Source organism: Telluria sp. ZB2R32, assembly GCF_059685715.1.
Genome location: NZ_JCASIG010000005.1, coordinates 400,939 through 415,613 on the forward strand (window position 1 = coordinate 400,939; position 14,675 = coordinate 415,613).

8 protein-coding genes are annotated in these 14,675 nt (G+C 66.5%); 2 read left to right on the top strand and 6 right to left on the bottom strand.

The window, feature by feature from the left end:
• Positions 1-246: 246 nt before the first annotated feature.
• Entirely contained in the window at positions 247-1,761 is a 1,515-nt protein-coding gene (locus AC56LG_RS16915) for an NAD(P)H-hydrate dehydratase (protein WP_497167228.1), read from the bottom strand.
• Between the two features lie 97 nt (positions 1,762-1,858).
• On the opposite strand from AC56LG_RS16915, the gene AC56LG_RS16920 reads away from it, so the two are divergent.
• Positions 1,859-5,455: a hydantoinase B/oxoprolinase family protein gene (locus tag AC56LG_RS16920; RefSeq protein WP_497167229.1), complete on the top strand. Its 3,597-nt coding sequence runs from the start codon at positions 1,859-1,861 to the stop codon at positions 5,453-5,455.
• Positions 5,456-5,893: 438 nt separating this feature from the next.
• On the opposite strand, the gene AC56LG_RS16925 is transcribed toward AC56LG_RS16920, so the two are convergent.
• Positions 5,894-7,534 (bottom strand): response regulator, encoded by a 1,641-nt coding sequence (locus AC56LG_RS16925; protein WP_497167230.1) that lies wholly within the window; start codon positions 7,532-7,534, stop codon positions 5,894-5,896.
• Positions 7,535-7,704: 170 nt separating this feature from the next.
• Here AC56LG_RS16925 and purL point away from each other — a divergent pair, with 170 nt between their 5' ends.
• On the top strand, positions 7,705-11,730 hold the full coding sequence (gene purL, locus AC56LG_RS16930; protein WP_497167231.1) for a phosphoribosylformylglycinamidine synthase: 4,026 nt from the start codon (positions 7,705-7,707) through the stop codon (positions 11,728-11,730).
• Positions 11,731-11,959: 229 nt separating this feature from the next.
• On the opposite strand, the gene AC56LG_RS16935 is transcribed toward purL, so the two are convergent.
• The 4 genes from AC56LG_RS16935 to AC56LG_RS16950 all read right to left on the bottom strand — a co-directional run bounded on the left by AC56LG_RS16935 (position 11,960) and on the right by AC56LG_RS16950 (position 14,664).
• Positions 11,960-12,739, bottom strand: a complete 780-nt coding sequence (locus AC56LG_RS16935; RefSeq protein WP_192054202.1) for a peptidylprolyl isomerase — start codon at positions 12,737-12,739, stop codon at positions 11,960-11,962.
• A gap of 82 nt (positions 12,740-12,821) precedes the next feature.
• Positions 12,822-13,610 (bottom strand): peptidylprolyl isomerase, encoded by a 789-nt coding sequence (locus AC56LG_RS16940; RefSeq protein WP_497167232.1) that lies wholly within the window; start codon positions 13,608-13,610, stop codon positions 12,822-12,824.
• 110 nt (positions 13,611-13,720) lie between these two features.
• A complete protein-coding gene (locus tag AC56LG_RS16945) occupies positions 13,721-14,017 on the bottom strand; it encodes a BolA family protein (protein ID WP_497167233.1) in 297 nt (98 codons plus the stop codon).
• Positions 14,018-14,025: 8 nt separating this feature from the next.
• On the bottom strand, positions 14,026-14,664 hold the full coding sequence (locus AC56LG_RS16950; RefSeq protein ID WP_497167234.1) for a septation protein A: 639 nt from the start codon (positions 14,662-14,664) through the stop codon (positions 14,026-14,028).
• Positions 14,665-14,675 lie beyond the last annotated feature (11 nt).

Here is a 14,675-nt window from a genome sequence, read left to right on the forward strand (position 1 = left end):
CACGATAACGTGCGTTGAACGCGTGGGCAGGGAACCCGCCCGCCCTACGAGGTTGTGAAAAAATCGCCATGGCGGCGTTGCGCCGCCTTGCCGTACCCATGTACTGTCTTCGGCGGCGCGCCGGGCGGCCGTATCCCTTGCCCTGACGATTTTTTCACAACCTCTACGGGTCTGCCCGTCGTCCATACATCCTGTCGATGAGCTTGATCAGGGATGTAGGGTGGGCGGGTTTCCCCGCCCACGCGTTCAACCAGCGTGTGAGCGGCCCGGACGGCTCTTCGACACCAGTTCGTTGAACACCGCCCGCACTGCCGCCGGCAATTCTCCCGCCGTCATCCCCACCGGTCCGACTCCGTGTTCGACCAGTCGGTCCGCCGCCGCCCCATGCATCCACACGGCACCGACGGCCGCTTCCCAGCCCGGCCAGCCCTGCGCCAGCAAGGCGCCGCACACGCCTGCCAGCACGTCGCCGCTGCCGCCCGACGCCAGCCCCGGGTTGCCGGTCGGGTTGATCGCCACTTCGCCATCGGGGCGCGCCACCACCGTGCCGCAGCCCTTGAGCACGACGGTCGCCTGCAGCCGTTTGGACAGGCTGCGCGCCGCGCCCAGGCGGTCGGCCTGGACCTCGAGCGCCGACTTGCCGAGCAGGCGCCCGGCTTCCAGCGGATGCGGCGTGACGATCGTGTCCGCATGGCGGCGCGCGATGCGGTCCTGCAGTTCGAGGCTGGCCGCCACCAGGTTCAGGCCGTCGGCGTCGATCACGATTGGCGCCGCGCTGTCGACGCCGGCGCCGAGCGCGCGCATGGCTTCCATCGCGCCGCCCATGCCGGGGCCGAGCACCAGCACGCGGCCGGCGATCTCGAAGTCGTGCGCGGAGCGGAACATTAATTCCGGCTGCAGCGGGTCGAGCGGCAGCGCCGGTCCGATCATGGCGGCGAACACGCGGCCGGCGCCGGCATACAGCGCGCCGCGAGCGGCCAGTACAGCGGCGCCGGCCATGCCGTGGGCGCCGCCGATCACGGCGACGTCGCCATACTGGCCTTTATGCGAATTGGCGCGCCGCGGCGCCAGCCATGCGCCGAACAGGGCGGGCGACGCCACCCCGGCCTGGGCCGGTTCGAACAGCGCCGCTTCCAGGCCGAGGTCCGCCACCTGCACCTGGCCCGCGTGGTCGCAGCCTTCGGAAGTGTGCAGGCCCGGCTTGTCGCCGATGAAGGTGATGGTGTGGGTCGCGCGCACGGCGACGCCGTTCGGACCGATCACGGCGCCGCTGTCGGCATCCAGGCCGCTCGGCACGTCGAGCGCCAGCACCGGGCAGGCGACCTTGTCGATGCCGAGCACCAGTTCGCGGTAGCGGCCCTCCAGCGGACGCGTGAGGCCAATGCCGAACAGGCCATCGACCACCAGCGCCCAGTCGCGCACGTCGAGCGCGACGTCGGCGAAGTTGGCGCGGCTGCCGCGTGCGCGCGCCAGCGCCTGCGCCGCTTCCGGCGACACCTTGCCGCTGCCGGCCAGGTGCAGGACCACGACGTCGACGCCGGCCTCGCCCAGGTGGGCCGCCAGCTCGAGCGCGTCGCCGCCGTTGTTGCCGGGTCCGGCCAGTACCAGCACCGGCCGCGCGCGCTCGCTTCCGAGCAGCGCCAGCGCCGCGTCGGCGGCGGCGCGGCCGGCCAGGCGCATCAGCGCGCCCGCGCCCAGGCTTTCGGCGGCGGCCGCTTCGGTGGCCCGGATCTGCGCCACGCTGTAAAGTCGATTGTCCATCCATACTCCCAAATTTCTCGATAAGTGCATTTTCGCCAATTTTCGGCGGCAGCGCGCATACAATACGCGATTCCGGCGTATTACATGGAGCATTTACATGGATTGGCAGTTCTGGATCGACCGCGGCGGCACCTTCACCGACATCGTGGCGCGCAGGCCCGACGGGCTTCTCGTCACCCACAAGCTGCTGTCGGAGAACCCGGAGCAGTACCGCGATGCGGCCGTGGCCGGCATCCGCCATTTGCTGGGCGTCGCGCCGGGCGCAGCGCTGCCGGTTAGCCAGATCGGCGCCGTCAAGATGGGGACGACCGTCGCCACCAACGCGCTCCTCGAGCGCAAGGGCGCACCGACGGCGCTGGCGATCACGCGCGGCTTCCGCGACGCCCTGCGCATCGCCTACCAGAACCGCCCCAAGCTGTTCGAGCGCCACATCGTGCTGCCCGAACTGCTGTACGGCCAAGTGGTCGAAGTCGACGAGCGCATCGGCGCCCATGGCGAGGTCGTGCGACCACTCGACCTTGAACGCGCGCGCGCCGATCTGCAGGCCGTGTTCGACAGCGGCACCCGCGCGCTCGCCATCGTCTTCATGCACGGTTACCGCCACTCGGGGCACGAGCTGGAAGTGGCCCGCATCGCACGCGACATCGGCTTCACCCAGGTCTCGGTCTCGCACGAGGTCAGTCCGATGATGAAGCTGGTCGCGCGCGGCGACACCACCGTGGTCGACGCCTACCTGTCGCCGATCCTGCGCCGCTACGTCGACCAGGTCGCCGCCGAACTGCCCGGCGTGCACCTGCAGTTCATGCAGTCGAACGGCGGCCTGACCGACGCGCGCGCCTTCCAGGGCAAGGACAGCATCCTGTCCGGGCCCGCGGGCGGCATCGTCGGCATGGTGCGCGCCAGCCGCCTGGCCGGCTTCGAGCGCGTCATCGGCTTCGACATGGGCGGCACCTCGACCGACGTCTCGCACTATGCCGGCGAGTTCGAGCGCGTGTTCGAAACCCAGGTCGCCGGCGTGCGCATGCGCGCGCCCATGATGAGCATCCATACGGTGGCGGCCGGCGGCGGCTCGATCCTGCACTTCGACGGCAGCCGCTACCGCGTCGGCCCGGACAGCGCCGGCGCCAATCCGGGCCCGGCCAGCTACCGCCGCGGCGGGCCGCTCACCGTCACCGACGCCAACCTGATGCTCGGTAAAATCCAGCCCGACCACTTTCCGCGCCTGTTCGGGCCGAACGGCGACGAAGCGCTCGACCTCGACGTGGTGCGCACGAAGTTCGCCGCACTCGCGCGCGCGATCGAGGCGGCCAGCGGCGACGTCCGCACAGCGGAACAAGTGGCCGAAGGATTCATCCAGATCGCCGTCGGCAACATGGCGAATGCGATCAAGCAGATCTCGGTGCAGCGCGGGCACGACGTCACGGACTATGCGCTGACCAGTTTCGGTGGCGCCGGCGGCCAGCATGCCTGCCTTGTGGCCGACGCGCTCGGCATGAAGACGGTGTTCATCCACAGCCTGGCGGGGGTGCTGTCGGCGTATGGCATGGGCCTGGCCGACCAGAGCGCGATGAGGGAGCAGGCAATTGAAGAGCGCCTCGATGCGGCGAACGCGCTGGCGGATCGGCTCGACCTGCTCGCCGCCGCGGCCGGCGCCGACCTGCGCGCCCAGGGTGTCGCCGACGCGCGCATCGACGTAGTCCGGCGCGTGCACCTGCGTTACGAAGGCACCGACGCGGCGCTGGTCGTGCACTTCGGCGACGCCACCACGATGCAGGCCGCGTTCGAGGCCGCCTATAAACGCCGCTTCTCCTTCCTGATGCCTTCGCGCGCGCTGATCGTCGAAGCGGTATCGGTGGAAGCGCTGGGCCGCTCCGAAGCGCCGCCCGAGACGCCGGTCGTGTCTGAACGACGCGACGGCCCGGCGCCGGCGTTTGCCACGGTGCCGATGTTCGGCGGCGGCGCATGGCGCGCGACGAACATCTACCGCCGCGCCGACATCGCGCCGGGCGACGTCATCCGCGGCCCGGCGATCGTCGCGGAAGACAATGCCACCACCGTCGTCGAGGCGGGCTGGCAGGCCGAGGTCACGCCCTGGAACCACCTGGTGCTGCGCCGGGTGGAAGCGCTGCCCGAACGGCGCGCGATCGGCACCACGGCGGATCCGGTCATGCTCGAGATCTTCAACAACCTGTTCATGTCGGTCGCCGAGCAGATGGGCCTGTGCCTGCAGAACACGGCCTATTCGGTGAACATCAAGGAGCGCCTCGACTTCAGCTGCGCCATCTTCGATGCCGCCGGCAACCTGGTCGCCAACGCGCCGCACATGCCGGTGCACCTGGGCTCGATGGGCGAAAGCATCAAGACCGTGATGCGCGAGAATGCGATGCGCATGGCCGCGGGCGACGTCTACGTGCTGAACGACCCCTACAACGGCGGCACGCACCTGCCCGACGTCACCGTGATCTCGCCGGTGTTCGACGCGGCCGGCGAAGAGATTCTCTTCTACGTCGGCTCGCGCGGCCACCATGCCGACATCGGCGGCACCACGCCCGGCTCGATGCCGCCGGATTCCAGCCACATCGAGCACGAGGGCGTCCTGATCGACAACTTCAAGCTGGTCGACGGCCGCGACGGCGCGCTGCGCGAACCCGAGGCACGCGCGCTGCTGACCGGCGCGCGCTACCCGGCGCGCAATCCGGACCAGAACATGGCCGACCTGCGCGCCCAGGTGGCGGCCAACCAGAAGGGCGTCGAAGAGCTGCACCGCATGGTCGCGCATTTCGGGCTGGACGTGGTGCGCGCCTACATGGGCCACGTGCAGGACAATGCCGAGGAAGCGGTGCGGCGCGTGATCACGGCCTTGAAGGACGGCGCGTACACGGTGGAACTCGACAACGGCGCGCGCATCGCCGTCGCCATCACGGTCGACCAGGCCGCCCGCAGCGCCCGCATCGATTTCACGGGTACGTCAGCGCAGCTGCCGAACAACTTCAACGCACCGTCGGCCGTCTGCATGGCGGCGGTGCTGTACGTGTTCCGCACCCTGGTCGCCGACGAGATCCCGCTCAACGGCGGCTGCCTCAAACCGCTCGAGGTCATCATCCCGCCCGGCTCGATGTTGAATCCACATTATCCGGCCTCGGTCGTCTCGGGCAATGTCGAGACTTCGACCTGCATCACCAACGCCCTGTACGGCGCGCTCGGCGTGATGGCCGCTTCGCAGGGCACGATGAACAACTTTACCTTCGGGAATGCCCGGTACCAGTACTACGAGACGATCTCCGGCGGCAGCGGCGCCGGCGACGGCTTCGACGGCACCGATGTGGTCCAGACCAACATGACCAATTCGCGCCTGACCGACCCCGAAATCCTCGAGTTCCGCTTCCCGGTGCGGCTGGAAAGCTATGCGATCCGCCCCGGCTCCGGCGGCGCCGGGCGCTGGCACGGCGGCAACGGCGGCGTGCGCCGGGTGCGCTTCCTGGAACCGATGACGGCGGCGATCCTGTCGAACAACCGCATCCACGCGCCGTTCGGTATGGCCGGCGGAGAACCGGGCGCGCGTGGCGTCAACACGGTCGTGCGCGCCGATGGGCGGGTGGAGCAGGTCGGACACATCGGCAAGGTCGAGATGGGAGCAGGCGACATGTTCGTCATCGAGACGCCGGGTGGGGGAGGGTACGGCAAGGCGGAATGACGTATCCGGATTCGTCGCGGCCGCACATTCCGCGACGATGCCGAAGGGAGCAGGGTGGACTCCGTCAACGCGGTACGGCGGTCGATCATGGTTGGCGCGGAGCGCAGCCTTTCGACATGCATGCGCCCGACCGCGTGGACGGAGTCCGGTGACCCCGGCATCAAGGCCATTGGCCTTGGTGCCCCCTACGCCAGCCTCGAAGCACGAGTCCGAGCGCGCCGTTCGAAGTAACCCGCGCTTATGATTGACGTCGCCCGCTTCCTCGCGACCGTAGGGTGGACTCCGTCCACGCGTTACGGCGCTCGCTCATGGTTGGCGCCGGATATATTTCGACATGCATGCGCCCGACCGCGTGGACGGAGTCCGGTGACCCCGGCATCAAGGCCATTGGCCTTGATGCCCCCTACGCCTGCCTCGACGTACGAGTCCACAATAAAGTTAACCGGTAATGCCGTATTTGCGCCGCATGGCAGCGTACTCCGCCTCCAGCGGTGCCAGCCTTGGATGCTGCGCATCGATCGCCCGGATCTTCTCCAGCTGCGCCAGGCACAGTTCTCCAAGCGGGTGGTCCCAGCCGAGCTCGTTGATCTGCCGGAGCACGCCGCCGGCCACTGCGATCACGACCTGCAGGTTGGACGGCGCCATGTGCAGCGCTTCGAGCAAGGTCTGCACCGCGCCGCGCACGTCGCCCATGTTGCGCTTCTCGTCGGCGACGCCGAGCAGGATCTGGGCTTGGGCCTTGATCTGCTGCTCGACGCCGTCCACCAGGTCGCGCCGGCCGGCGTCCACGAACAAATTGAGGGCGTCCCGCGCGTTGATGCCGCTCGCCTGGTCGTTCACCACCGCCATCATGACGTCTTGCGCGCCCTTGTCGAAGCGGTGGTCGAGGCAGGCGCGTACCAGGCCCAGTTTCAATCCCGTTGACAGGCCGCTGCTCGCATTGCTGCTGATAAGGACCGCTCCGACGGCAGCGTGCAGGTCGGCCAGCGCCCCGGCGCGGTTGCCGGCGGCGTCATGCACCGCGGCGTGCGCCACGGCCACGCAGGCGTCGAGTTCCGGGCTGGCCTTCATCGAGCGTTCCAGTTCGCGCACCACGCCGGCCGCGCCGAGTACGTCGCCGCGCTTGACCAGCGCCTTGACCAGGCGGACGTGGTCTTCGGGGTCGCGGAACTCGGAATAGCGCGCCTTGGTCACCACCTGCTTGAACGATTTCTCGGCGGCGGCGGCGTCGCCGGCTTCGAGCGCGACTTCGCCGAGTTTGCGCAGGCGCCGCACCATGTGCGGCGAGATGGCCACCGCTTCCTCGAGGATCTTCTGGGCTTGCGCTTGGTTGCCGGCCACCTCGTGGCAGCGCGCCAGCAAGTCGTAGGCGGCCATCAGGCGCGGATTGGCGGCGACCAGCACCTGCAGCGTCTCGCGCGCGTCGTCGACCTGTCCTTGCGCGAACTGCGCGCGCGCCAGCCCCAGCCCGGCCCAGCCGAGCGGCTTGTAGCCCAGCACCTTGCGGTAGATTTCCTCGGCCTCGCCATGCTCGCCGAGGTTCACGTGCAGTTCGGCGCGCAGGCGCGCGAATTCGAGCGCGTGGCGCGGATGGGCGATCTCGGCGGCCGCAGCCGAGCGGATCGCTTCGCGCAGGTTGTTCTGGGCGATCAGCTGGTAAGTCGGCAGGAACAGCGCGCGCCGTTCGAGTGCGCGCGCGATGCGGGCGCCCAGCGTCTCGGCCGTGAACGGTTTCAGGACGTAGTCGGTCGGCGCCAGCTCGGCCGCGCCGATCACCTTGCCGTAGACGGCTTCGGAAGTGAGCATGATGAAGATCGACCAGGGGCTGATCAGGCGGTGGTGGCGCAGGTCTTCCAGCAATTGCTGGCCATCCTGGCCGTCGCCGGCGCCGCCATTCAGGTCGTATTCGCAGAGGACGATGTCGTAAGGGCGGCGCGTCAGCTGGCGGATCGCGGTGCCGGCATTGACCGCATACTCGACCTTGCTGATGCCGGATGCGTTGAGCATGTTCTGCAGGTTGCTGCGCATGCCCGGATTGGGGTCGATCACCAGTACCGACAGGTTGCTGTTTTCTTGCATCGTCTCTCTCGTAGGCGCGCGGTGCGCCGGTTTTAAAGCCTGACCTCAATCGCTACAATAGCGCCGACGGATTCTGCCATCAAGCCGCGGGCATAGATACTATTGTCAAGGCTGTATAATAGCGGGCCATCTTCCACCCGCAGCCACGCTGCATCAACCGACTTCCAGCCATGTTGATTCTGCCGGGTTCCAATGCCCTGTCCGTATTTCGTAGCCAACGCCTCCTGAGCCAACTGCAAGCTGCCGCCCCCGCGATTGCCGCGGTTCAGGCGCGCTTCGTCCACTTCATCGACAGCGCTGCGCCGCTCTCGATCGATGATACCGAGCGTCTCACCGCCATGCTGACCTACGGCGAGCCGGTTCCCGAAACCCTGTACGAAGGCAGCACCGCCGAGTTCTTCGTGATCCCGCGCCTGGGCACGATCTCGCCCTGGGCGTCGAAGGCGACCGATATCGCCCATAACTGCGGCATGACGCACGTGCACCGCATCGAGCGCGGCGTGGCCTACAAGGTGGTGCTGAAAAGCGGCATCCTCGGCAGCAGCATCGGCGCGCCCAAGAAACTGTCCGACGTCGAGCTGGCCAACGTCGCCGCGCTGCTGCACGACCGCATGACGGACACCGTGCTGCGCAATGCCGACGACGCCGCCCAGCTCTTCACCGAACTCGAAGGCAGGCCGCTCGAATCGATCGACGTGCTGGGGCAGGGCCGCGACGCCCTGCTGCGCGCCAATACAGAACTCGGCCTGGCGATGTCGATCGACGAGATCGACTACCTGAACGCCGCCTTTACGAAAGCGCAGCGCAATCCGACCGACGTCGAGCTGATGATGTTCGCCCAGGCCAACAGCGAACACTGCCGCCACAAGATCTTCAACGCCGACTGGATCATCGACGGCGTCAAGCAGGACAAGTCGCTGTTCGGCATGATCAAGAACACCCACCAGCTGCAGCCGAAGGGCACCGTTGTCGCCTACAGCGACAACTCGTCGATCATGGAAGGCGCGACGGTGACGCGCTTCTTCCCGCAGGCCGGCGGCGAGTATGCCCCGATCACCGAGCTGACGCATACGCTGATGAAGGTGGAAACCCACAATCACCCGACCGCGATCTCGCCGTTCCCGGGCGCCTCCACCGGCGCCGGCGGCGAGATCCGCGACGAGGGCGCCACCGGCCGCGGCGCCAAGCCGAAGGCGGGCCTGACCGGCTTCACCGTCTCGAACCTGCTGCTGCCGGATGCGCAGCGGCCGTGGGAAAACGCGGCCGACGTCACCGGCGCTGCCGACAAGGCGTCGGTCCCCGTCTACGGCAAGCCGGAACGCATCGCTTCGCCGCTGCAGATCATGATCGACGGCCCGCTCGGCGGCGCCGCCTTCAGCAACGAATTCGGCCGTCCGGTCCTGGGCGGCTATTTCCGCACCTACGAGCAGAACGCGCAGGCGGCCGGCGGCGTCTACGGCTACCACAAGCCGATCATGATCGCCGGCGGCATCGGCAACATCTCCGACCAGCACACTTTTAAAAACGACATCCCGCCCGGCAGCCTGCTGATCCAGCTCGGCGGCCCCGGCATGCGCATCGGCATGGGCGGCTCGGCCGCCTCGTCGATGGCGACCGGCACGAATACCGCCGACCTCGACTTCGACTCGGTCCAGCGCGGCAATCCGGAAATGGAACGCCGCGCCCAGGAAGTCATCAACGGCTGCTGGCAGCTGGGCGCCGGCAATCCGATCATCTCGATCCACGACGTCGGCGCTGGCGGCCTGTCGAACGCGTTCCCGGAAATCGTCAACGACGCCAAGCGCGGCGCGATTTTTGAGCTGCGCAAGATCCAGCTCGAAGAGTCGGGCATGGCGCCAAAGGAAATTTGGTCTAACGAGTCTCAAGAGAGATATGTGTTGGCGATTGCGCCGGAAAGCCTGCCATTGTTTGCATCGCTGTGCGAGCGCGAGCGCAGCCCGTTCGCCGTCATCGGCGTTGCCACCGAAGAGCGCCAGTTAAAGTTGGTCGACGACCTGGCCGGCAACGATCCGGTCGACATGCCGATGGACGTCCTGCTCGGCAAGCCGCCGAAGATGACGCGCGACGTCGAGCACGTCAAGCGCGACCTGCCGGCCGTCGACCTCACCGGCATCGAACTCGAGGAAGCGGCGCGGCGCGTGCTGCTGCTACCGACCGTGGCCGACAAGTCCTTCCTGATCACGATCGGCGACCGCTCGGTCGGCGCCATGACCGTGCGCGACCAGATGGTCGGCCCGTGGCAGGTGCCGGTGGCCGACTGCGCCGTCACCGCCATGAGCTACGAAGGTGTCAAAGGCGAAGCGATGGCGATGGGCGAGCGCACGCCGCTGGCCGTGATCGACGCCGCCGCTTCCGGCCGCATGGCCGTGGGCGAGGCAATCACCAACATCGCGGCCAGCCCGATCGCTTCGATCGAAGACATCAAATTGTCGGCCAACTGGATGGCCGCCTGCGGCCAGCCGGGCCAGGACGCGGCACTGTTCGATACCGTCAAGGCGGTCGGCATGGAACTGTGCCCGGCGCTGGGCATCAGCATCCCGGTCGGCAAGGATTCGCTGTCGATGCGCACAACCTGGAACGACGACGGCGAAGCCAAATCCGTGATCTCGCCGGTCTCGCTCATCGTCTCCGCCTTTGCCCCGGTGCCGGACGTGCGCCGCTGCCTGACGCCGCAACTGCGTACGGACGTCGGCGACACGGTGCTGGTGCTGATCGACCTCGGCCGCGGCAAGAACCGCATGGGTGCCTCGGCACTCGCGCAGGTCACCCAGCAGTTGGGCGACGCGGTACCGGACGTCGATTCGCCGGACGACCTGAAAGCCTTCTTCGCGGCGGTCCAGCGCTTGAACCTTGACGGCAAGCTGCTGGCCTACCACGACCGTTCCGACGGCGGCCTGTTCGCCACGCTGGTCGAGATGGCCTTTGCCGGCCGCGCCGGCGTCTCGGTGAATCTCGACATCCTCACCATGGAAGGCGAGCACGCCTCCGACTGGGGCGACGCCAAGAACTGGGCGGCGCAGGTCGGCGAGCGCCGCAACGAGATGACCCTGCGCGCGCTGTTCTCGGAAGAACTCGGCGCCGTGGTGCAGGTGAGGGAAAGCGACAAGCGCGACGTGATGAACGTGCTGCGCGAGCTGAACCTGGGCGCCTGCAGCCACATCATCGGCAAGGTCAACACGCGCGGCGCGATCGAATTCTCGCGCGACGCCAAGGTGATCTACAACCAGAAGCGCAGCAGCCTGCACCGCCTGTGGTCCGAAACCAGCTGGCGCATCGCGCGCCTGCGCGACAATCCGGATTGCGCCGACCAGGAATACGAGCGCCTGCTGGACGAAACCGATCCCGGCATCACGCCGAAGCTGACGTTCGACCCGAGCGAGAACATCGCCGCGCCCTTCGTCGCGACGGGTGTCCGTCCGCGCGTGGCGATCCTGCGCGAGCAGGGCGTCAACTCGCACATCGAAACCGCCTGGGCGATGCACCAGGCCGGCTTCGCCGCGGTCGACGTCCACATGAGCGACCTGATCGCCGGCCGCGCCACGCTGGCCGACTTCCACGGCGTGATCGCGGTGGGCGGCTTCTCCTACGGCGACGTGCTCGGCGCCGGCGAGGGCTGGGCCAAGACCATCCTGTTCAATGCCCAGCTGGCCGACCAGTTCGCCACCTTCTTCGCGCGCCAGGATACCTTTGGCCTGGGCGTGTGCAACGGTTGCCAGATGCTGGCCAACCTGAAGCCGATCATCCCCGGCGCCCACGCCTGGCCGAAGTTCACGCGCAACAAGTCGGAGCAGTTCGAGGCGCGCTTCGGCACCGTCGAAGTGCTCGACTCGCCCTCGATCTTCTTCGCCGGCATGGCCGGCACCCAGGCGCCGCTGGCGATCGCCCACGGCGAAGGCTTCGCCGACTTCTCGCTGACCGGCGATCTGTCGGCGGTGGTGCAGTCGCTGCGCTACGTCGACAACCGCGGCCAGGCCACCGAGCAGTACCCGTTCAACCCGAACGGCTCGCCCGGCGGTCTGACCGCCGTGACGACGCCGGACGGCCGCTTCACCGCCATGATGCCGCACGCCGAACGCGTATTCCGCACCGCCGTGCACTCGTGGGCGCCGCCGGACTGGAGCGACGACGCACCGTGGATGCGCATGTTCAGGAATGCGCGCAAGTGGGTTGGTTGATTGCGTAACCGAGAACGCCTCCTTCGGGAGGCGTTTTTTTATGGTGGCGCTGAATGAACGTAGGGTGGGCGCCCCGTGCCCACGCGTAAACGATGCATCATGTTGGCCTGGTCGTTCTCAGGACGAGGCCAACACCATGCGCACGTCACGCGTGGGCACGGGGCGCCCACCCTACAAAAACAAAAAAGGCGCTTCCGTGGAAGCGCCTTTCTCTCGCAGCCGATCGAACTTACTTGATCGTTGCCTTCTTCAACAGCGACTCGCGGTATTCCGCCAGTTTGCGCTGCTGCAGCTGTTCCGCGACCTGCTGCTTGACCTGGTCCAGCGGCGGGATCGTCACTGGGCGGGTTTCTTCCAGCTTGATGACGTGGAAGCCGTACTGGGTCTTGACCGGGGTGTCGGTGATGGCGCCGACTTTCAGTGCGGTCATGGCCTTCGAGAACTCAGGCACGAAACGCGACGGGTCGGTCCAGCCGAGGTCGCCGCCATTGGCTGCCGAGCCAGGGTCCTTGCTCTGCTTGGCCAGTTCGTCGAACTTGGCGCCGCCCTTGAGCTTGGTGATGATGGCTTTCGCGTCGTCCTCTTTCTCGACCAGGATGTGGCGCGCGTGGTATTCCTTGTCGGGTGCGCCGGCTTTCGCCTTGTCGTACTCGGCCTTGATGTCGGCGTCCTTGATCGGGTTCTTCTTGACGTAGTCGGCCAGCATCGCGTTGATGATGATGCTCTGGCGTGCGTTGTCGATCGCCGCCTTGACGTCGGCGCGGGCGCCCACGTTCTGCTTGTCGGCTTCCTGGATCAGCACTTCACGGCCGATCAGGTCTTTCTTGATCATTTCGCGCAGTTGCGGCGAATCCGCTGCACGGCCCTGGGCGACGACCTGCTTGACCATCTGGTCGACCCGCGCCGCCGGGATCGGCTTGCCGTTCACGGTCGCAACGTTTTGGGCGAAGACAGGTGCGGCCACGATGAACGACATGGCGAGCAACAGGCGGGTTGGCTTCAAAATCATTGTTCAGATCCTATAAAAACACGAAAAGTCGCCCACTGGCGACGATGATCCGGCGCCCGCCACGGCGCCGGTGGCAACTATATTACTGCACCTTCGCCTTCTTGACCATTTCCTCTTGGTAAGCCGCCAGCTTGGTCTGCTGCAGGCTTTCCGCGATCTGCGCCTTGATTTCGTCCAGCGCCGGGACCTTCACGGCGCGCACGTCGTCGACCTTGATCACATGGAAACCGGCGCCGGTCTTGACTGGCGCGTCGGTGACCTGGCCCTTGCTCAGCTTGGTGAAGCCGGCCGCGAATTCAGGCGGGAAGGCCGATGGCGCTGCCCAGTCGAGGTCGCCGCCATTGGCAGCCGAACCGGTGTCCTTGCTGGTTTTCGCCAGTTCTTCGAACTTGGCGCCGCCCTTGAGCTTGGTGATGACGGCCTTCGCTTCGTCTTCGGTCGTGGTCAGGATGTGGCGGATGTGGTATTCCTTTTCGCCGGCCTGGGTCTTGGCGAAGCGGTCGTACTCGGCCTTGATCTCGGCGTCGGTGACCGGGTTCTTGGCGATGTAGTCGCGCGCCAGCTGGTTGACGACGATGGCCTGGCGGGCGCTGTCGAGCGCTTGCTTGACGTCGGGCTTCTTGTCGTAGCCTTGCTTGATGGCTTCCTGCATGAGTACTTCGCGGGCGATCAGGTCACGCTTGATGGCGTCGCGCAGTTGCGGCGAATCCTGTCCCTGGCCCTGGGCGACGACCTGCTTGACGATCGCATCGACGCGCGAGGTCGGGATGGCCTTGCCGTTCACAACGGCCAGGTTCTGTGCGAATGCGGGCGCTGCGACGATAGCAGTTGCGATCAAGGCTGACAGCAGGCGTGCTGGCTTAAAAGTCATTATGGAATATCCTGTGGAGGGAGTTGCTGGACGAGATTTAGAGTAGTTCTTTTGCAGAGCAGTTCAATACAGATTGTGCGATATATTCCTTAAGCGGCCCTGAACCGGCCTCAGTCCGTTTCAGAGGGCGCCAGCGCCGTGATCGCAAGCGCATGGATTTCGGCCCGCATCATTTCGGCCACGGCATCATACACCAGTCGATGGCGCATGACGAGTCTCAGTCCATCGAAGCGCTCGGAAACGATTTTCACGCTGTAATGCCCGCCGCCCGAGGCCGCGCCGGCATGGCCGGCGTGCAGGTGCGAGTCATCGGTGACTTCCAGGAAGCTGGGGTCGAAGGCGGCGGCCAGCGCCAGGTGGATGCGCTCGAGGCGCTCGTTGGCGAATTTTTTTACTGGTTCGGTCACGGGTTGGCTCACTTTGATACTTCCTCTTGCGGAATATGCTTCATGAGCAGCATCGACTGGGCGATGGTGAACAGGAAGAAGATGGCGGTCATGCCGAAGACCTTGAAATTGACCCAGGCCGCGGTGTTGTCGCGGAACACCACGAACGCCATCAGCAGGTTCAGCGCTCCCAGCAGGAACAGGAACACGACCCAGGTATAGCCCACGCGCGGCCAGACCGCGTCCGGCAGCGGCAGCGCTTCTTCCATGGCCTTGCGCATCAGGTTCTTGTTGAAGAACACCTGGCTGATCAGGAGCGCGGCGGCGAACACCCAGTAAATGATGGTCGGCTTCCACTTGATAAAGGTTTCGTCGTGCAGGTAGATGGTCATGCCGCCGAAGACGACGATCACGAACAGCGAGACCCACAGCATGCCGTCGACCTTGCGCTTGCGCACCAGTAGGTAACCCACCTGCAGCATGGTGGCGACGATGGCGACGACGGTGGCGAGCATGGTCGGCGCCTGCTCGGCGAGGATCTTGCCGCCCGAAACCATGCCGCCCAAGTATTGCTCGGCAATGGCCAGGGCGGCGGCTTCATTGCCGTTGCCGATCTTGTAGACGACGAAGAACAGGATCAGCGGGAAGAAATCGAACAGGAATTTCATAGGACTCCGAC

Coding starts and splice junctions, on each gene's coding strand:
- AC56LG_RS16915 (WP_497167228.1), bottom strand. CDS start 1,761: ATGGACAATCGACTTTACAGCGTGGCGCAGATCCGGGCCACCGAAGCG.
- AC56LG_RS16920 (WP_497167229.1), top strand. CDS start 1,859: ATGGATTGGCAGTTCTGGATCGACCGCGGCGGCACCTTCACCGACATC.
- AC56LG_RS16925 (WP_497167230.1), bottom strand. CDS start 7,534: ATGCAAGAAAACAGCAACCTGTCGGTACTGGTGATCGACCCCAATCCG.
- purL (WP_497167231.1), top strand. CDS start 7,705: ATGTTGATTCTGCCGGGTTCCAATGCCCTGTCCGTATTTCGTAGCCAA.
- AC56LG_RS16935 (WP_192054202.1), bottom strand. CDS start 12,739: ATGATTTTGAAGCCAACCCGCCTGTTGCTCGCCATGTCGTTCATCGTG.
- AC56LG_RS16940 (WP_497167232.1), bottom strand. CDS start 13,610: ATGACTTTTAAGCCAGCACGCCTGCTGTCAGCCTTGATCGCAACTGCT.
- AC56LG_RS16950 (WP_497167234.1), bottom strand. CDS start 14,664: ATGAAATTCCTGTTCGATTTCTTCCCGCTGATCCTGTTCTTCGTCGTC.